This window comes from Caballeronia sp. Lep1P3 (assembly GCF_022879595.1).
GTDB lineage: Bacteria > Pseudomonadota > Gammaproteobacteria > Burkholderiales > Burkholderiaceae > Caballeronia.
Genome location: NZ_CP084267.1, coordinates 681,099 through 700,325, shown reverse-complemented (window position 1 = coordinate 700,325; position 19,227 = coordinate 681,099). Strand labels below are relative to the sequence as shown.

Genomic DNA, 19,227 nt, shown 5'->3' with positions numbered 1-19,227 from the left:
AGCCATGTCCGATTCGACCGCGCGAGAGCGCCTGCAACCGTCCCTTCTCGACCGCCTGACCGACGACGAACCGCACGCGCGAACCGAGCCGCGCGAGCGTCGCGCGATGTCGCCGCGCGCGCTTCGCGCAAGCGTCCAGCGCGACATCGGCTGGCTGCTCAACGCAAGCGGTCTCGCCGCTCGCGACGACGCCGCGCGCCTGCCTCACGTCGCGACTTCGGTGCTCAACTACGGGCTGCCGGACCTCGCGGGCAGCAACGTCGCGGCGCTCACGCCGGGCGCGGTCGAACGGATGATTCGCGAAGCGCTCTGGGCGTTCGAGCCGCGGCTCGCGCGCGAAACGGTGCGCGTCACGGTGATCGACGACGCGAAGGGTAAGGCGCGCGGCCACGTCATCTGCTTCGAGATCGAAGCGCAGATGGGGTCGCGCCCGTATCCGGAGCGGCTTCATCTGCGCACCGAGCTGGATCTGGAAGCAGGCGAAGTGCGTATCGCCGATGCGGCGTCCGCGCGCAATGTGCCGGGCAAACCGGGCGCTCGCAGCGGGGAGTTTCAGATATGAATCCGGCGTTCCTCAAGTACTACAGCCAGGAGTTGCGGCATCTGCGCGAAATGGGCGGGGAGTTCGCCGCCGCTTTTCCGAAGGTCGCGGGGCGGCTCGCGCTCGACGGTCTCGAATGCGCCGATCCCTACGTCGAACGTCTGCTCGAAGGCTTCAGCTTTCTCGCGGCGCGCGTGCAGATGAAGCTCGACGCGGAATTTCCGCGCTTCACGCAGCATCTGCTGGAGATGGCCTTTCCGCACTATCTTGCGCCGACGCCCGCGATGGCAGTCGTGCAATTGATGCCCGATCACGCGAATCCGCAACTCGCGGCGAGCGCGGAGGGCGTCGCGGTGCCGCGTCATACGATGCTGCGCGGCATGCTCGACAAGTCGGCTTCGACGCGCTGCGAGTTCCGCACCGCGCACGCCGTCACGCTGTGGCCGGTGGAGATCGCGCAGGCGAGGTTCGCGGCGCACAACGGCTTCCCGTCCGCGCTCGCCGCCGATGCGAGAACGGGCGTCAAGGCCGCGCTGCGGCTGCGTCTGCGTGCGACGGGCGCGCTCGGCTTCGACCGGCTCGCGCTCGATCGTCTCGCACTGCATCTGCGGGGCGCGGACGGCCTCGCGCTGCGCATCCACGAACGGCTGCTCGCGAATTGCGCGGGCGTCGCGATCGTGCAGCCGGGCAAGGGAGGCGCCGCCGATACGACGCTCGCCGTGCTCCCGAAGACGGCGCTGCGCCCGCTCGGTTTCGACGAGGACGAAGCGCTCTTGCCCGTCGGCCAGCAATCGTTCGATGGCTACCGGCTGTTGCAGGAGTACTTCGCGTTCGCGCCGCGCTTCATGTTCGTGGAAATCGCGGGGCTGCGCGACGCATTGCGCCACTGCCGCGAGCGTGAAGTGGACATCGTCGTGCTGCTCGATCAGGCCGATGCGTCGCTGGAACGCGCCGTCGATGCGTCGCACTTCGTGCTCAACTGCACGCCCGCGATCAACCTCTTTCGCCGCCGCACGGACCGCATCGCGCTCGACGCGGCGGCGTTCGAATATCACGTCGTCGTGGATCGCACGCGGCCGATGGATTACGAAATCCACCAGATCGAGGATGTGACCGGTTACGGCTCGGGCGCCGACGCGCAACGGCAGTTCAGGCCGTTTCACTGCGCGAAGGACCTCGATGCGCCCGGCGAAGGCGGCGCGTTCTACCAGTTGCGCCGGGAGGCGCGCCGCGCGTCGGTGCGCCAGCAACGCGACGGCGCGCGCAGCGGCTATCTCGGCAGCGAGGCGTTCATCGCGCTCGTCGATGCAGCGAGCGCGCCGCTTGCCGACGACCTGCGTCAGCTCGGCCTCACCGTGTGGTGCACGAATCGCGATCTGCCGCTTTCGATGCCGCTCGGCGCGGGCGCGACCGACTTCACGCTCGACGCCGAAGCGCCCGTGACCGCCGTGCGATGCGTCGCCGGTCCGAGCCGGCCGTTGCCGTCGTTCGCGCAAGGTCCGGCGGCGTGGCGGCTCATCGATCATCTGTCGCTCAACTATGCGTCGCTCGTCGATCACGACGCGCAGCAGGGCGCGCGCGCGCTGCGCGAACTGCTCACGCTCTATTGCCCCGCCGACGATTCCGCCGCGCTGCGTCAGATCGAAGGCTTGCGCTCCGTGTCGTCGGAGCCGGTCGTGCGCCGCCTGCCGTCGCCGGGGCCGATCGTGTTCGGGCGCGGGCTTGCCGTCACGCTGAACTTCGACGACGCCGCGTTCGAAGGCGCGAGCGCGTTCCTGCTCGGCGCGGTGCTCGCGCAGTTCATGGCGCAGTATGTGTCGATCAATTCGTTCACGGAAACGGCAGTCGCGACGCTCGCGCGCGGCACCGTCATGCGCTGGCCGCACAGGAGCGGACGATGCCCGACGCTCTGAAACCCGACGCCCCCGATCTCGACGCCGTGCTCGCGCGCGACGCCCGCCGATTCGACTTCTTTCAGGCGCTGCGCCTCGTCGAACGGATGCACGAAGCGCGTCCGCGCCTCGGCCGCTCGGCGAGCGCGCGCGACGACGCCATCCGCCTCTCGCAAGAGCCGGAGCTGATCTTTCATCCGACGACGCTCGGCGGCTACACGCCGGGCGCCGACGGCAAGCCCGGACGTCTCGCGGTGAATTTTCTCGGGCTGCTCGGCCCGAACGGTCCGCTGCCGACGCACCTGACCGCCTACGTCCGCGAGCGCGCCCGCAACGCGAACGACCCGACGCTCGCGCGCTTTCTCGACGTGTTCCATCACCGGATGCTGTCGCTCTTCTATCGCGCGTGGGCCGATGCGCAGCCGGTCGTGAGCGCGGACCGTCCGCACGACGACCGTTTCGCGGATTACGTCGGCAGTCTCATCGGAATCGGCTCGCCCGCCATGCACGCGCGCGACGCCGTGCCCGATGCCGCCAAGCGTCATTTCGCCGGCGTGCTCGCCGCGCCGACGCGCCACGCGGACGGCCTGCGTCTGATCCTCGCGCGCTTCTTCGGCGTGCCGGTGTCGATCGAGCCGTGGCGCGGACACTGGATCGCGCTGCCCGCCGATTCCCTCGCGCGGCTCGGCGGCGCGCGGCTCGGCGTCTCGGCGGTGGCGGGCACGCGCGTCTGGGATTGCCAGCACAAGTTCCGCATCGCCATCGGGCCGCTCTCGCATGCCGATTTCGTGCGCTTCCTGCCGGGCGGCGCGAGCCTTCGCAAGCTGCGCGACTGGGTTCGCAACTACGTGCGCGATCCGCTCGACTGGGACGTGTCGCTGCATCTGAAACGCGACGAAGTGCCGGCGCTTCGTCTCGCGAGCCGCGGCGTCGAGCGCAATGGCGGCGCGCGTCTTGGCTGGACGACGTGGCTCACGAGCGGCACGCCGGTTCATGACAACCATCGGGTCGTGATCGCGCGCGATGCGCGCACGAGCCACATCGAGGAGACGTTCCATGACTGAAATCAGCCGTCACGCCCTGTTCGGCAAGCTGCATCCGGTCGCGTACCGCGCGATCGAAAATGCCACCGCGTTCTGCAAGCTGCGCGGCAATCCATATGTCGAACTCGCGCACTGGGTGCATCAAATCCTGCTCGCGCCGGATTCGGACCTGCAGCGGCTCGTGCGGCGCTTCGAACTCGATGAAAGCCGTCTCGCCCGCGATCTGACCGCCGCGCTCGATCGCCTGCCGCGCGGCGCGACGTCCGTCTCCGATATCTCCGCGCAGGTCGACGAGGCGGTGGAGCGCGGCTGGGTCTTCGGCTCGCTCATGTTCAACGCGACGAAGGTCCGCACCGGCCATCTCGTGATCGGCATGTTGCGCACGCCGAATCTGCGCAACGCGCTGTTCGCGATTTCGCGCGAGTTCGGGAAGATCGGCTTCGACGCGCTGTCGGAGCGCTTCGACGCGCTCGTCGAAGGATCGCCGGAAGCGGGCGTCGATGATGTGGCTCACGTCGCTGATGTCACGCGCGCCGCTGCCGAAAACGATGCCGCCGCGCCGCTCGCCGCCCACGCCGCACTCGAGCGCTACACCGTCGATCTCACCGCGCAGGCGCGCGAAGGCAAGCTCGACCGAATCGTCGGGCGCGATGCCGAAATCCGCCAGGTCATCGATATCCTCATGCGCCGCCGCCAGAACAATCCGATCCTCACCGGCGAGGCGGGCGTCGGCAAGACGGCGGTGGTGGAAGGTTTCGCGCAGCGCATCGTCGCGGGGGACGTGCCGCCCGCGCTCGCCAACGCGGTCGTCCGCACGCTCGATATTGGTCTGCTGCAAGCGGGCGCGAGCGTCAAAGGCGAGTTCGAGAACCGCCTGAAACAGGTGATGGACGAAGTGCAGGCATCGGACAAGCCCGTGATCCTTTTCATCGACGAGGCGCATACGCTCGTCGGCGCGGGCGGCGCGGCGGGCACCGGCGACGCGGCCAATCTGCTCAAGCCCGCGCTCGCGCGCGGCACGCTGCGCACCATCGCCGCGACGACGTGGGTGGAATACAAGAAGCACATCGAAAAAGACCCGGCGCTCACGCGGCGCTTTCAGGCGGTGAAGGTGCCGGAGCCATCCGAGGCCAGCGCGATCGCGATGATGCGCGGCCTCGCGAGCAAGATGGAGCAGCATCACGGCGTGCAGGTGCTCGACGAGGCGCTCGAAGCGGCCGTGAAGCTCTCGCATCGCTACATTCCCGCGCGGCAGTTGCCGGACAAGGCCGTGAGCCTGCTCGACACCGCGTGCGCGCGCGTCGCGGTGAGCCAGCAGGCGCTGCCGCCCGCCATCGACGATGCGAAGCGGCGGATCGAAGCGTGGCGGCTCGAAAGCGAGATCGTGGCGCGCGAAGCGGCGCTCGGCGTCGCGTCGGAGCAGCAGGCCGGCGAGCGCGCCGCCGAAGTCGCCGCGCGGCTCGCGAGCGAAGAGGCGCGCTTGGCCGATCTGACCGCGCGCTGGGAGGCGGAACGCGCGATCGTCGCGCGCATTCTCGCCGCGCGCAGGGAGATCGGCGAGCGCGGGGAATCGTCGGAAGAAGCGCGGCAAACCGTGCGCGAGCTGACGCAGCAACTCGCCGCGCAGCAGGGCGATGCGCCGCTCACGCTGAGCGCCGTCGATGCGCACGCAATCGCCTCCGTCGTGCAGGACTGGACCGGCATTCCGGTCGGCCGCATGGTCCGCGACGAAGTCAGGAGCGTGCTCGATCTCGCCGCGACGCTGAACCGGCGCATCGTCGGACAGGATCACGCGATGCAGATGATCGCGCGCCGCGTGCAGACCTCGCGCGCCGGCCTCGACAATCCGCAGAAGCCCGTCGGCGTGTTCATGCTCGCGGGAACCTCGGGCGTCGGCAAGACAGAGACCGCGCTCGCGCTCGCCGAGGCGCTTTATGGCGGCGAGCAAAACGTCATCACCGTGAACATGAGCGAGTATCAGGAAGCGCATACGGTGTCGCTGCTGAAAGGCTCGCCGCCGGGCTATGTCGGATACGGCGAAGGCGGCGTGCTGACCGAGGCCGTGCGCCGGCGTCCGTATAGCGTCGTGCTGCTCGACGAATTCGAGAAGGCGCATCCGGACGTGCACAAGCTCTTCTTTCAGGTCTTCGACAAGGGCCGCATGGAAGACGGCGAGGGTCGCGAGATCGATTTCAGCAACACGCTCATTCTGCTGACCACGAACGTCGGCACGGAACTCATCACGCGGCTTTGCGGCGGCGTGCGGCGCGCGCCGTCGCCGGAAGAGATCGCGCAAGCGCTGCGCACGCCGCTTCTCGACGCGTTTCCGCCCGCGCTGCTCGGCCGCGTAACGGTCATTCCCTACTATCCGCTCGATGCCGCGATGCTCGACGCGATCATTCGCCTGCAACTCGCGCGCATCGGGCGGCGCATCGAGGCGCGCTATCGCGTGGGCTTCGTGTACGACGACGCGCTCGCGCAGGAAATCGCGCGGCGCTGCACGGAGCTTCAGAGCGGCGGCCGCATGATCGACGCGATTCTGACGAACACCGTGCTGCCGCGCGTGAGCACCGAATTCCTGAACCGTCTCGTCGATGGGCGCAGCGTCGCGAAAGTCGAAATCGGCGCGCGCGACGGCGAGCTGACTTACGCGTTCGACTGAACGCCAAACCGGAAGGAGCCTGCGATGCCGCAACAAGTGAGCATGGGCGCGACGCTTCAGTGTTCGTTCGGCATGACGCCGTCGACGCTCGTCGTGCTGCCCGAGAACCGCGTGCTGTGCGAAGGCCCGCCCGCCGCGAACATCATGGATCACGTTCCACTCGTGAACATCATGCCGTTCGGCATGTGCAGCGCGCCCGCGAATCCGGCGGTGCAGGCGGCGACCGCCGCCGCGCTCGGCACGCCGACGCCCGCGCCGTGCGTGCCCGCGACCATGCAGCCGTGGACGCCGGGCGCGATCACCGTGCAGCTCGGCAATGCGCCTTCGCTCGACAACGTGTCGAAGTGCCTGTGCAACTGGGGCGGCGCGGTGACGGTCGTCGATCCGGCCACGCGCAAGACGCAGCTTCCCTGACGCCTTCTCGACGAGACCCGCGATGATGCTCAAAGACACTCACCGCATTGCCCGCGTGAACTGCGCGCTCGGCGCAGACGCGCTCGTGTTCTACCGCCTGCGCGGGCATGAAGCGCTCGGCCGCCTCGCGCAATGGGACCTCGAACTGCTCGCGGACGATTCCGCCATCGATATCGCGAAAGTGCTCGGCCAGGACATGTCGGTTTGCATCGAGCTTCCCGGCGGCGGCGAGCGCGAGTTCAACGGCATCGTCACCGCGTTCGAACTGGCGCGGCCCGCGAGCACGCAGCCCGACCATCCGGCGCTTTTCCGCGCGACGGTGCGCCCGCGCCTGTGGCTTCTCACGCGCGCGTCGCATTGCCGCTTCTTTCATCGGATGACGACGCCCGAGATCATCGCGCAAGTGCTGTCGGACTATCACATCGACTTCGAGAACAAGTGCTCGGCGTCGTATCCGGCTATCGAGCATTGCGCGCAGTATCGCGAGACGGACTTCGATTTCGTGAGCCGGCTCGCGGAGCGCGAGGGCATCTACTACTACGTGCGGCATCGCGGCGGCAAGCACACGCTCGTTCTCACGGATTCGCCGCACGTTCACGAAGCGATTGCGCACTATGAAGCGCTTCTCTTTCGCCCGGCGAAGGAGGCGCCGCGCGAGCAGGAATGCATCTATGCGTGGCACGCGGGCGCGCAAGTGCAGGCGGGCATCGTCGAAGTGAACGACTACGACTTCGAGAAGCCGTCGCAAAGCGAGCAGCAAGGGCTCGTTGCGCGCGCACGTCGCACGGAACCGTTCGATGCCGCGCTCTACACGATGCAGGAGCATGGCATCGGCTACACGCGCGCGGAGGATGCCGAGCGGCACGCGCGCGTGCGCGCCGAAGCGCATCAGGCGGCCAATGCGTGCGTGAGCGCTCGCGCGACGGTGCGCGGCATCTGGCCGGGCGGCATCGTCCGGCTGGCGGAGCATCCGCTCACGCAGCAGAACGGCGAGTATTTGATCGTCGCGGCGGAGTACGCGATTAATTCGGATGACTATCTATCCACGCTCGACAATCCGCGTCTTTCGCATGTCTTCGATTGCGCGTTTCGCGCGCTGCCGCGCGATGCGGGCTTTCGTCCGGAGCGCATCACGCCGCGCGCGACGATTGCCGGGCCGCAGACGGCGCGCGTCGTCGGGCCGGAAGGCGAGGAAATCCATACGGACAAATACGGCCGCATCAAGGTCCAGTTTCATTGGGAACAGCTCGGTCCCGAGGCGTCGCGCGAATCGCTGCAACGCTGCTGGGTGCGCGTCGCGCAGCCGTGGGCCGGCAAGGGCTACGGCGCGTTCTTTCTGCCGCGCATCGGGCAGGAAGTGCTCGTGCATTTCATCGAGGGCGATCCGGACCAGCCGCTCGTCATCGGCAGCGTCTACAACGCCGCGCAGACGACGCCCTGCGCGTTGCCCGAGAAGATGGCGCGCACGACTATCAAGAGCCATTCGACCAAGGGCGGCAACGGCTTCAACGAAATGCGCTTCGACGATACGAAGGGCGCCGAGCAGATGTTCTTTCACGCCGAGCGCGACATGGAGACGTGGGTCGGCAACGACGCGCTCGCGCGGATCGGCAATGAGCGGCACGTCATCGTCGAGGGCCACGACTTTGCGCGCTGCGGCGGAAATCGCAGCGATGCGGTGAAGGGCAGCCATAGCGGGCGGATCGGCGGGAAATGCTCGCTCGATGTCGGCGGCGACACACAAATGAAAACGGCACGGAATTTTGCGCTGGGGGCGGGTGTTAACGTCGACATCAAGGGCGGTGCGAACGTGACGATCGAAGCGGGCGCCACGCTCACGCTCAAGGCAGGCGGCAACACGATCGTGCTCGGACCATCGGGCATTGCGATCAACGCCGCCGGGCCGGTGACGATCGACGGCGCGACGGTGCAGATCAACTGCGGCGGCGCGGGCGCGGCGGCGGGCGCGGCGAGCGCATCGCCGGATGCGCCCGCCGAACCGCGCGAAGCCGACGACGGTTCCCGATGAGCGCAGCCGTTTCACCACGCACAGGCAGGAGACGCCATGCACATCACGCTCGCAGTCAGGACGTACCAGGGCGAGCCGCCGGATACGCCGCTCGTCTGCCGGTTCGACGCGGCGGGCGGGACCATCGGACGCGGCCCCGGCAACACGATGGTGCTTCCCGACGCGGCAAAGACGGTATCGCGCGTGCAGGCGCGCATCGACTGGACGGGCGATGGCTGGCGGCTCGCGGATCTCGGTAGCAACCCGTGCCGGCTCAACGGCCGGCTGCTCGCGAGCGGTCACGTCGCGCGCCTGGCGAACGGCGATCGCATTGAAGTGGGCGCGTACCAGATCGAGGTATCGACGTTGCAGGATGCGCTGCCGTTCGGTGCGCGTTCAGGCGATGCGTTCGTTTCGAGCGATGCGGCGGCGGGCGGCTTCACGCGGGTGGACGGCCGGGCGGCGGCGAAGGATGGGCTGGCTGCGGATTCGCTCGCTGGACGCGGTGGTGCGCAGGCGCGGGGTTTGGCGAATGACCCGGTTTTTGCGGTTGGCGGCGCGAGGGCGCATGTGGTTGACGGGGATTTGGCGGATGGGTCTTTGGCGCATGCGGGCAGTGGGGGGCTTAATGCGCTCGGTAAAGAGTCGCCGCATGAGTCGCCGTATGAGTCGCCATATCGCGACGGTGGTTCTCCGGCGCAGGTCTTCGGGAATCATCCGCTCGCGCACGGCGGCGTTGCAGCCGGGCATGCGCTCGCTCAAGCCTTGCCGGACTCGGCGCGCGATAGCGACGGCAACCATGCGCGAGCCTTTGCCAACGATCCGCTCATCGACGCCGATATCGCCGACATCGCCGATTACAGCGATCACGCCGCCTTGCAGCGGGACCCGCTCGCGCGCGCCGCCGTGTTGTTCGCAGCGCCGATGCCGGGCGCGCATTTCGATCCGCTCGGCGCACCGCTTGCCGATGGCCGCACGCCGCCGTGCATCGATGGCCGCGCCGCGTTCGCCGGCTCCGCGAGCGACCACGTCTCGCCGGAGCAATTCGCCTATGCGCCCGATGCCGCGCGCATGGCCGCCGCGTGCGCGCCGCAGGGCGGCATTCCGCACGACTACGATCCGCTCGACGACATCGCCGATGCCGCGCAAGCGTTCGCGATGTCGCCGACGCGCGAGCCGCGCGTGCCGATGAATGCGCTTGCGGATGCGGCGGCTTTCGCGGCAGCGAACGCGCCTTTCGACGTCGCGAGTCGCGGTGCGGTGAATGCTGCACATGCGGCAACTGCAACGAACGCGGCGGATGCGGCAAATGCGGCGAATGCGGCAAATGCCACAAGTGCCGCAAATGTCGCAAATGTCGAAAATGTCGCAAATGTCGCAAATGTCGCAAACGCCGCAAATGCCGCACACCCAGCAAGCGCATCAAACGCAGCAAACGCATTAAATGCACCAAGCGCATCGAACGCATCGAACGCATCGAACGCATCGAACGCATCGAACGCATCGAACGCATCGAACGCCTCAAACGCCTCAAACGCAGCGAACGCAGCGAACGCAGCAAACGCAGCAAGCGCAGCAAACGCCGCACACCCAGCAAGTGCATCAAACGTAGCAAGCGCAGCAAGCGAATTGAATGCAGCAAGCGCAGCAAACACCTCAAACACCTCAAACGCAGCAAACGCAGCAAACGAAAACCCCACGCTCGCCGCGTTGCTCGACGGCCTCGGCGCCGATGCCGCCATCCTTCGCGGACGCAGCGGCGCCGACTTCGCGCGGCTCGCCGGAACGCTGCTGCGCACGGCGGTGCGCGGCACGGTCGAGGTGCTGATGTCGCGCTCGGTCATGAAGCGCGGCATGAGCGTCGATACCACGCTTCTCGTGCAGCGCGGCAACAACCCGCTCAAGTTCTTTCCCGACGGCGACAGCGCCCTCGCGCAAATGCTGCGCGGCGCGAGCGCGGGCTATCTCGCGGGCGACGCCGCGCTCGAAGGCGCATTCGACGATATCCGCCGCCACGAACTCGCCGTCCTCGCGGGCATGCGCGCGGCCTTGCTGCATCTGCTTGGCCGCTTCGATCCAGACGTCATCGCGCAAACCGGAACGCAACCCGGAACGCAACCCGGAACGCGAACCGAAGCGCAAGCGCACACGCCAAAACAGCACGGCTGGCTCGACTGGCTTTCCGTCCGCCGCAAGGCGAGACAGTGGGACCGCCTCGTCGCGCTGCACGCGCAACTCGCCCGCGCGAGCGCCGACGACCTTGAAGCGCTGTGCGGCGGCGCCTTCAACGATGCCTACGAGCGGCATGCCACCGAAGCCACCGAAGCCACCGAAGCCACGGAACGCACAAACGCCGCTGCGCACCGTTCCCAACACGCATAGAGGTCGACGATGTCCGCCAACAACAAGGTGATCTGGTCCGAAGGCATGCTGCTGCAGCCGCAACATCTGCAACAGCACGACCGTTATCTGCGCGCCCAGATCGATGCGCGCTGCGCGGCGCTGCGCCCCTACGCATACGGCTTCTCCGAACTCGCGATCGATGCGGATCAACTGAAGCTCGGCCGCATCGTGCTCACGTCGTGCGCGGGCGTGATGCCCGATGGCAGCCCGTTTCGCCTGCCCGCCGACGACGACTTGCCGCTGCCGCTCGCCGTGCCGGAAGACGCGCGCGACCTGATCGTGGTCCTCGCGCTGCCGCTCGCGCGCCGGGGCGTCGCGGAATCGGCTTACGGCGGCGAAGCGCGCGAGAGCTTCGCGCGGCATCGCATCGCGGAAACGGAAGTGCTCGACAGCAACGAAGGCGCAACCGGCGCCGCGCTCGTCCAGATCGGCAAGCTGCAGATGCGGCTCGCCTTCGAAGCGGACGTGGCGCAGGCGCATACGGCGCTTGGCGTGGCGCGCATCGTCGAGCGCCGCGCGGACAACAGCATCGTGCTGGATGCGGCCTACGTGCCGCCTTGCCTCGACTATCGCGTGTCGCGCCGCCTGAGCGGTTTCGTCGACGAACTCGTCGGCCTGCTGCACCAGCGCGCCGATGCGCTCGCCGCGCGCCTCGCGCAGCCGGCCGCGACGGGCGCGGCGGAAATCGCGGACTTTCTGCTGCTGCAAGTGCTCAATCGCGCGGAGCCGCTGTTTGCGGCGCTCGCATCGGCGAGCGGCCTGCATCCTCATGATCTGCATCAGCACGCGCTGCAACTGGCGGGCGAACTCGCGACGTTCAGCTCGCCCGCGAGGCGCCCCGCGCCGTTCCCGGTGTATCGGCACGAGCGGCTCGATGCCGTCTACGCGCCGCTCGCCGATGCGCTGCGCGCCGCGCTCTCCGCCGTCATGGACCCGCACGCGGTGCCGATCGCGCTGGAGGAGCGCAAGTACGGCCTGCGCGTCGCAATCGTGCCGGACCGCGAATTGTTTCGCAGCGCGAACTTCGTGCTTGCGGTCAAGGCCGATCTCGCGCCCGCCGCGCTTCTCAACGGCTTTGCGCAGCAGGCGAAGCTCGGGCCGATCGAGCGCATCCGCGATCTCGTCAATCTGCAATTGCCGGGCATCGGCCTGCGCGCGCTGCCGCTCGCGCCGCGTCAATTGCCGTTCCATGCGGGCTTCACGTATTTCGAACTCGACCGCAACAGCGATCTCTGGAAGCAGTTCGCCGGTTCCGCTGGCGTCGCGCTTCACGTAGCGGGCGATTTCCCGGGCCTCGAACTCGAATTCTGGGCGATCCGCCCATGAACGCGCCGCCCGACGACCTCACTGATTCCGCGAAGGACCCGACCGTGAACGCACCCATCTTTCCTCATGCCGGCTTCGATCCGGACGAAACCATCCTGATCCCGCAGCCAGGCGGAAGACGCATCGCGCCGCCTGTCGATGACAGGATGCCGTCGGCGTCAACGCGCACGCTCGCCGTCGCAAGCGGCCTGAATCCGCTGGTGCGCGCGGCGCAAGCGCTGCTGGAACTCGCGCTGCCGCTGCGCACGCGCGCGGCGATGCCCGACATCGAAGCCCTGCGCGCCGAACTCGTGCAAATGGTCCGCTCCTTCGAGCGCGATGCGCGCGCGAGCGGCACCGACATCGAACGGCTCGCGGCGGCGCGCTATTGCCTGTGCACCTGCATCGACGAAGCGATTTCCGGCACGCCGTGGGGCAGCGGCGTATGGGGAAGCCGCAGCCTGCTCGTCACGTTTCACAACGAAGCATCGGGCGGCGAGCGCTTCTTTCTGATCCTGCAGACGCTTGCGCAGGAACCGTCGCGCAACATCGACGTGCTCGAACTGCTCTACGTGATCCTCTCGCTCGGCTTCGAAGGCCGCTACCGGCTGATCGACGGCGGGCGCAGCCAGCTCGAATCGGTCCGCGAGCGGCTCGCGCGCATCATCCGGCGCGAGCGCGGGACCTTCGAGCAGGAGCTGTCGCCGCGCTGGCGGCCCGTCGAGCGCGCCCGGCCGCCGCTTGCGCAGCGCGTGCCGCCGTGGGTGTTCGTGGCGCTCGGCGGCGTCGTGCTGGTCGCCACGCACGTCGCGCTGGCTCTGAGCCTCAACCGCACGTCCGACCCGCTTTTCGACGCGATGAACCGCATCCGCGTCGCCGCGCCGCGCGCGTCGGCTGCGGCTTCCACGCAAACGGTCCTTAGCGCGCACGCACGGCAAAACGCGATGCCGGCCGCCGCCGCGACGCTCGCGACCTTCCTCGCGCCCGAAATCCGGCAAGGGCTCGTGAGCGTGCGCGAGGGCGCGGACCGCTCCATCGTCACGATCAACGGCGACAACTTGTTCGCCTCGGGCAGCGCGACGCTCGATCCGGCATATGAAGCGCTCATCGCGCGCATCGGGCAGGCGCTGAAGAGCGTCTCCGGCAATGTCGTCGTGACGGGGCATACCGACGACCAGCGGCTTCTGTCGGCGCGTTATCCGTCGAACTGGCACCTGTCGCAGGCACGCGCCGACAGCGTGCGCGCGATGCTCGCGGCCAGCACCGGCACGCCCGCGCGCTTCACCGCCGAAGGCCGCGGCGACGCCGAGCCGCTCGCCCCCAACGACACGCCCGCGGGCCGCGCGAAGAATCGCCGCGTCGAGATCACGCTGCTCGCGCCGGGCGCGTCCTCGTGACGCGCGTGGCCGCTTCGCATCGACAGTAACGGAAACGGAAACGGAAACGGAAAGGGAGACACCGATGAAAAAGTTCGCAGGCTCGATCAAAACGCCGCACTGGATCACGCTCGCGGGCGTGGCGGCGCTCGCCGTCGTCGTGTGGTTCGAGGGGCCGCTCGTCGCGTATGCGGGACGCGCGCCGCTCGAAACGCGGGCGAGCCGCTTCGTGGCGATAGCGCTCATCGTGGGCGCGCTGCTGCTCGTTTGGGGCGCGCGGCTCGCGGCTGCGCGGCTCGTGAACGTGCGCTTCGTGCGCGGCGTCGGCGGTATCGGTGAACAAGGCGCCGATCCCGCGCAAACAGCGGCGAACGAGGAACTGGCCCTGCTGCGCGAACGCTTCGAGCAGGCGCTCGCGACGTTGCGGCGCGCGCGCATGAAAGGCGCGAACGGCCGCCAGTGGCTCTATCAACTGCCGTGGTACATGTTCATCGGCGCGCCCGGCACCGGCAAGACGACGGCGCTTTCGCACTCGGGTCTGCGCTTTCCGCTGCGCGAGGGACTTCGACGAGATGCAAGTGGCGCTATCGGCGCAATCGGCGGCATCGGCGGCATCGGCGGCACGCGCCATTGCGACTGGTGGTTCACCGACGACGCCGTGCTCGTCGATACCGCCGGCCGCTTCACCACGCAGGACAGCGACGCGCACGCCGATCAATCCGCGTGGACCGGCTTTCTGCAACTGCTGCGCAAGTACCGCCCGCGCCAGCCGCTCAACGGCGTGATCGTCACGCTGTCGGCGGCGGATCTCATCGCTCAGGACGACGCACAACGCGACGCGCATATCCGCGCGATCCGAAGCCGCCTCAAGGAGCTGAGCGAGCGGCTCGGCATGCGCTTTCCGGTGTATGTCGTCGTGACCAAATGCGATCTCGTCGCGGGCTTCACCGAATTCTTCGACGATCTCGGCGAAGCAGAGCGGGCGCAAGTCTGGGGCGTGACCTTCGCGCTCGACGAATCCCCCGGCGCCGACCGCGCGATCGCGACGTTTCCGGCCGAATTCGACGCGCTCGGCGCACGGCTCCGGGCGCGCGTGATCGATCGTCTGCAGCGCGAGACGGACGTCACTCGGCGCGCGCGCATCCACGGTTTTCCGCAGCAGTTCGCGGGACTCGCGCCGGCGCTCGCGCGCTTTCTCGGCGACACGTTCCACGGCACGCGCTTCGAGGCGTCGCCGCTTCTGCGCGGCGTGTATTTCACGAGCGGGACGCAGCACGGCAGGCCCATCGACCGGGCGATCAGCGCGCTCGCGCAGTCGCTCGGATCGAAGCGCGACGACGCCTATCGGCGCGACGCCTCCGGCCGCGCGTACTTCATCGAGCGGCTTCTGAAGGACGTCGTGTTCGCGGAAGCGGGGCTTTCGGGCGCCAACGCGCGGCTCGAACGGCGCCGCGCGTGGCTGCGGCGCGGCGCGCTGGCGCTCGTCGGCGTCACGCTCGCGCTTGGGCTTGTCGGCATGGGCGTGAGCTATCAGCGCAACCGCGCGTTCGTCGCCGATTTCGCGCGGCAGACGGAGCACGTCCGCCAACTGGCCCGCGAAGCGAACGCGAGCAGCGACGCGCTCGCCGCGCTGCCGCTGCTGGACGCGGCCCGCGCGCTGCCGGGCGGCTATGCCGATGCGGGCAAGCCGGTGCCGTGGCTCACGCGGCTCTGGCTCTATCAGGGCGACAAGCTCGGCCAGGAAGCGCGCGTGACGTATCGCCGGCTGCTCGATCAGACCTTGCTGCCGCTCGTCGTCGGCAAGCTGACGCTCGAATTGCGCGACGGCGGCAGCGATGCGCCCGCGCAAGCGCAGTATCGCTACGACGCGCTTCGCACGTATCTGATGCTCGGCGACCCGCATCGCTACGACGCGAACGCGGTGCGCGCGCACATGCTCGCGGCGCTGTCCGGCGCGCTCGATGCGCAGCAGAAGCGCGCGCTCGACGCCCATCTCGCCGCGCTCTTCGACAAGACGCGTTTCGATGCGTCGCTGCCGCTCGACGGCGCGCTCGTCGAGTCGGCGCGCGCGCGGCTGACGGAGTTGCCGCTGTCGCAGCGCATCGGCGACCGGCTGGATCGGGAACTCGCGCAGGCGAATGTCGCCGCGTTCAGCGTGAGCGCCGCCGCGGGGCCGAAGGCGCCGCTCCTGCTGCAACGCGCGAGCGGCGCGTCGCTGACGGGCGGCGTCGCGGGCGCGTACACGCGCGCGGGCTATGCGGTCTATCAACGGCTGCGCGATCACGCACTCGCCGATGCCGCGAGCGACGCGTGGGTGCTCGGCCGCAACGATTCGCCGCAGAACGCCGACGGCATCGCGAGCTTGCGGGCGGCGCTGGATCAGCGCTATGTCGACGCGTATGCGCGCGCGTGGGACGCGCTGCTCGACGACGTGACATCGGTGCCGGCCGCGAGTCTCGTCGATGCCGCGCGCATCGCCAACGCGCTTTCCGCGCCGGATTCGCCGCTCAGGAAGCTGATCGTGGCGGCGGCGCGCGAGACGACGCTCGGCGGCGCGGGATCGCAGACGGGCGCGAGTGCCGTCGACGATCACTTCGACGCGCTGCATCAGCTTGCGGGCAAGCCCGGCGATGCCGCGCCGCTGGAACGCGCGTTCGCGCCGTTGAAGGACGCCGCCGTTTATCTCGACGCCGCCGACGCCGCGCGCCGCCTCGGGCAGCCCGCGCCCGCGGGCGATGCGTTGACGAGGCTGCGGCTCGCGGGTCAGACCGGCGCCGCGCCGCTCACGCCGGTGGCGGCGTCGGTGGCGGCGGCGGGCGCGTCGCTCGTCGAAGGCGGGGAGCGCGCGCGTCTTGCCGCGCAGTGGAACGCGAGCGTCGGGCCGCTGTGCCACAAGGCGCTCGATGGCCGCTATCCGCTCGTGCGCGCATCGGCGCGCGATGCCGCAGCCGACGACTTCGCGCGGCTTTTTGCGCCGGGCGGCCTCATTGACGATTTCTTTCAGAAGAACCTCGCCGCGCTCGTCGATACGACGAAGCCCGTGTGGCAATGGCGCGCGGGCGCGTCGCCGGCGGGCGTGCCGCGCGATGCGCTCGCACAGTTCCAGCGCGCCGCGCAGATTCGCGACGCGTTCTTCGGCGACGGCAGCCGCGCCATGGCCATTCGCTTTCGCGTGAAGGCGCTCGCGCTCGATCCCGCCGTCGCGCGCGTGAATTTCGAAATCGACGGGCAGCAGTTCGCCGTGGCGCAGGATGGCGCCCAGTCGATGCCGCTGCAATGGCCGGGCGGCAAGAACACGGGCCGCGCGAGCGCGCAGTTCGACGCGCCGGCGGGGGGAGCATCGTTCGAGGCGAGCGGCCCGTGGGCGCTCCTGCATCTGCTCGACGCGGGCAAGCTCGACGCCACGCGCGAGCCGGACCGCTACACGCTGACGCTGCAATCGGCGGGGCGCAAGGCGGTGCTGGAAGTGGACGCGAATAGCGTCGTGAATCCGTTCCGGCGCGCGCCGCTCGAACAGTTCCGCTGCCCGGACCTGCCGTGATGCGCGCGCCTGGCGCGGCCGGATGCTTCGGCAAGCTGCGCAGCAACGGCGATTTCGTGACGCGGCGTCTTCCGGCGTCCTTCGTCGTGCCGTGGGACGCGATGCTGCAGGCGGGACTCGTCGCGAGCCGCGACGCGCTGGGGTCCGCGTGGCTCGATGCTTATCTGACGGCGCCGGTTTGGTGCTTTGCGCTCGCCGGCGATGTGATCGGGAGCGGGGCGTGGGCGGGCGTGCTGATGCCGAGCGTCGATGCGGCGGGGCGTTATTTTCCGCTGACGATTGTGGCGCCGGTTGGGGGTGGGGTTTGTGTGGGTTCTTGCGGTGGTTCGCGCGTCGATTTCCGCGTCGGACCTTGCGTCGAATCTGGCGCCGATTTCCGCGCCGAATTCTGCGTCGATTCCTGCGCCGGCTGGTTCGCGCGTTGCCGTGAGCTCGCGCTTTCGACGTTGATGCCGGGCGCGCGTCTCGCCGATTTCGATGCCGCGTTGATTGCCCTTGCCGACGCGCCCGACACGCCCGCCGCCACCGCCGATGCGCCGCCGAGCATGACTTGTGCGGCGTGCGTGCGCGGCATGTCCGCATGGTGGACGGAAGAATCGGTGCGCGTGACAGCCGGCCTGCCGGATGCCGCCTTCGTCGCGGCGTTGTTCGATGGACGCGTCGTGTAAGTGCCGTAGCGTCCCTCGAAGCACGCGGTCAGCGCCGTGCCGTTGCGTTTGCCGCCCGCTTCGCATGCTTGCTCGATCAGACGCCGGCATGCTGCATCCGCGTCGCGTCGCGTCGCGACGGTCGTTCTCAGCGCCCCGCGAAGCACACGATCACCGCCGTCACGTTGTCCTTACCGCCCGCTTTCGCAAACAGGATCGATTAGATGCCGGTAAGCCAAATCGGCCTCGCGTGGCGGCCTATTCGACAGAAGCAGGGCAACGGTCCTTCTGAACGCGCCTCGAAGCATGCGGTCACCGCCGTCGCGTTGTTCTTGTCGCTCACCTCGCAAGCAAGCTCGATCAGACGCCGGTAATCCACATCCGCATCGCGCGTCGGCATGTTCGATAGGAGCGTGGCGACCGTCTTTCTCAACGCGGCTCGACGCAGGCGAATACCGCCGTTACGTTGTCATAGACGCCGTCAAGCCGCATCCGGCATCTTCAATAGAAGCAGGGCAACGGCCCTCTTCACCGCCCCTCGAAGCACACGATCACCGCCGTCACGTTGTCCTTGCCGCCCGCTTCGCATGCAAGCTCGATAAGCCGCCCGCAAGCCGCATCCAGATCACGCGACGACATCTGCGCGAGCGTGCGCTCGATCTCGTGATGCGGCACTTCGCCGTGAAGCCCGTCGCTGCACAGAAGGTAACGGTCGCCGGGCCGCCACGCATGCGCCGCGACCTCCGGCGCAATCGACGGCTCCGGACCGAGCGCCTGCAACAGGACGTTGCGCGGCGGCAAGTGTTCGACGTCGCCCGTCTCCAGCGCATGCTGGAAGAGCGTTTGATCGCGCGTGAGTTGCGTGAGTGCGCCGTCGCGCAGACGGTACAGGCGGCTGTCGCCGACATGAAACGCAAAGAGCACGCCCAAGCCGGGCGGCAGCCAGATGCCGGTGACGGTCGTTCCCATCGACCGGTGCGCGTCGATGCGTTCGCCACGATTGAGCGCGTAAAGCGTCGCGTTGGCGTCGTCGAGCGCGTTCGTGAGCACGCGGGCCGCATTGAGCGATGCGTCGAACACGGTCGCGTCGGGGTCGTCGGCGAGCGTGGCATCGAGGGACGATGGCCGCAGCGCATCCACCGCGCGCGTCAGCGATGCCGCGATGCGTTCCAGCGCGAGTGCCGCAGCGCGTGCGCCGAACGCGTGGCCGCCCATGCCGTCTGCCACCGCGATGACCTTCGCGCGCGGATCGAACACGAAGCGATCCTGATTCTCCCGCCGCACGCGCCCCGCATCGGTCGCGCCGGATGCGACGCAGCTATCGAGACGAACGGGCGCGCACGCGTGCGAAGGATGGCGGTTCATGCGGCGGTCTCCATCGTCGGCGCGGTGCGA

The 19,227-nt window shown here is 68.7% G+C and carries 13 protein-coding genes; 11 read left to right on the top strand and 2 right to left on the bottom strand.

Annotated features, from left to right (window positions below; translation table 11 throughout):
- Nucleotides 1–4: 4 nt before the first annotated feature.
- From tssE to LDZ27_RS23735, 6 genes are read left to right on the top strand one after another with little or no spacing between them, the layout of a single operon-like run.
- Complete coding sequence (gene tssE / locus LDZ27_RS23760) at nucleotides 5–562, top strand: type VI secretion system baseplate subunit TssE (protein WP_244817558.1); 558 nt, start codon at nucleotides 5–7, stop codon at nucleotides 560–562.
- Nucleotides 559–2,454, top strand: a complete 1,896-nt coding sequence (gene tssF / locus LDZ27_RS23755; protein ID WP_244817557.1) for a type VI secretion system baseplate subunit TssF — start codon at nucleotides 559–561, stop codon at nucleotides 2,452–2,454. Before tssE ends, tssF begins: the two co-directional genes overlap by 4 nt.
- Nucleotides 2,439–3,497: a type VI secretion system baseplate subunit TssG gene (gene tssG, locus LDZ27_RS23750; RefSeq protein WP_244817556.1), complete on the top strand. Its 1,059-nt coding sequence runs from the start codon at nucleotides 2,439–2,441 to the stop codon at nucleotides 3,495–3,497. Before tssF ends, tssG begins: the two co-directional genes overlap by 16 nt.
- A complete protein-coding gene (gene tssH / locus LDZ27_RS23745) occupies nucleotides 3,490–6,138 on the top strand; it encodes a type VI secretion system ATPase TssH (RefSeq protein ID WP_244817555.1) in 2,649 nt (882 codons plus the stop codon). Before tssG ends, tssH begins: the two co-directional genes overlap by 8 nt.
- Before the next feature lie 24 nt (nucleotides 6,139–6,162).
- Nucleotides 6,163–6,552: a DUF4280 domain-containing protein gene (locus tag LDZ27_RS23740; protein ID WP_244817554.1), complete on the top strand. Its 390-nt coding sequence runs from the start codon at nucleotides 6,163–6,165 to the stop codon at nucleotides 6,550–6,552.
- A 22-nt stretch (nucleotides 6,553–6,574) separates the two neighbouring features.
- Entirely contained in the window at nucleotides 6,575–8,581 is a 2,007-nt protein-coding gene (locus tag LDZ27_RS23735; RefSeq protein WP_244817553.1) for a type VI secretion system Vgr family protein, read from the top strand.
- Nucleotides 8,582–8,592: 11 nt separating this feature from the next.
- On the opposite strand, the gene LDZ27_RS23730 is transcribed toward LDZ27_RS23735, so the two are convergent.
- Nucleotides 8,593–8,823, bottom strand: coding sequence for a hypothetical protein (locus LDZ27_RS23730; protein WP_244818036.1), 231 nt, complete (start codon nucleotides 8,821–8,823; stop codon nucleotides 8,593–8,595).
- On the opposite strand from LDZ27_RS23730, the gene LDZ27_RS29100 reads away from it, so the two are divergent.
- The 5 genes from LDZ27_RS29100 to tagF all read left to right on the top strand — a co-directional run bounded on the left by LDZ27_RS29100 (nucleotide 8,729) and on the right by tagF (nucleotide 17,853).
- Entirely contained in the window at nucleotides 8,729–10,942 is a 2,214-nt protein-coding gene (locus LDZ27_RS29100; RefSeq protein WP_370653485.1) for a type VI secretion system-associated FHA domain protein, read from the top strand. The genes LDZ27_RS23730 and LDZ27_RS29100 overlap by 95 nt on opposite strands.
- A 9-nt stretch (nucleotides 10,943–10,951) precedes the next feature.
- Nucleotides 10,952–12,289, top strand: a complete 1,338-nt coding sequence (tssK, locus tag LDZ27_RS23715) for a type VI secretion system baseplate subunit TssK (RefSeq protein WP_244817552.1) — start codon at nucleotides 10,952–10,954, stop codon at nucleotides 12,287–12,289.
- The gene (gene tssL / locus LDZ27_RS23710; RefSeq protein WP_244817551.1) at nucleotides 12,286–13,665 is read left to right on the top strand and encodes a type VI secretion system protein TssL, long form; all 1,380 of its coding nucleotides are present in this window, start codon (nucleotides 12,286–12,288) and stop codon (nucleotides 13,663–13,665) included. The genes tssK and tssL overlap by 4 nt, the downstream gene beginning before the upstream one ends.
- 64 nt (nucleotides 13,666–13,729) lie before the next feature.
- Nucleotides 13,730–17,185: a type VI secretion system membrane subunit TssM gene (gene tssM, locus LDZ27_RS23705; RefSeq protein WP_244817550.1), complete on the top strand. Its 3,456-nt coding sequence runs from the start codon at nucleotides 13,730–13,732 to the stop codon at nucleotides 17,183–17,185.
- A complete protein-coding gene (tagF, locus tag LDZ27_RS23700) occupies nucleotides 17,185–17,853 on the top strand; it encodes a type VI secretion system-associated protein TagF (protein WP_244818026.1) in 669 nt (222 codons plus the stop codon). Before tssM ends, tagF begins: the two co-directional genes overlap by 1 nt.
- A 507-nt stretch (nucleotides 17,854–18,360) precedes the next feature.
- Here the strand turns inward: tagF and LDZ27_RS23695 are convergent.
- Nucleotides 18,361–19,197: a PP2C family serine/threonine-protein phosphatase gene (locus tag LDZ27_RS23695; protein ID WP_244817549.1), complete on the bottom strand. Its 837-nt coding sequence runs from the start codon at nucleotides 19,195–19,197 to the stop codon at nucleotides 18,361–18,363.
- Nucleotides 19,198–19,227 lie beyond the last annotated feature (30 nt).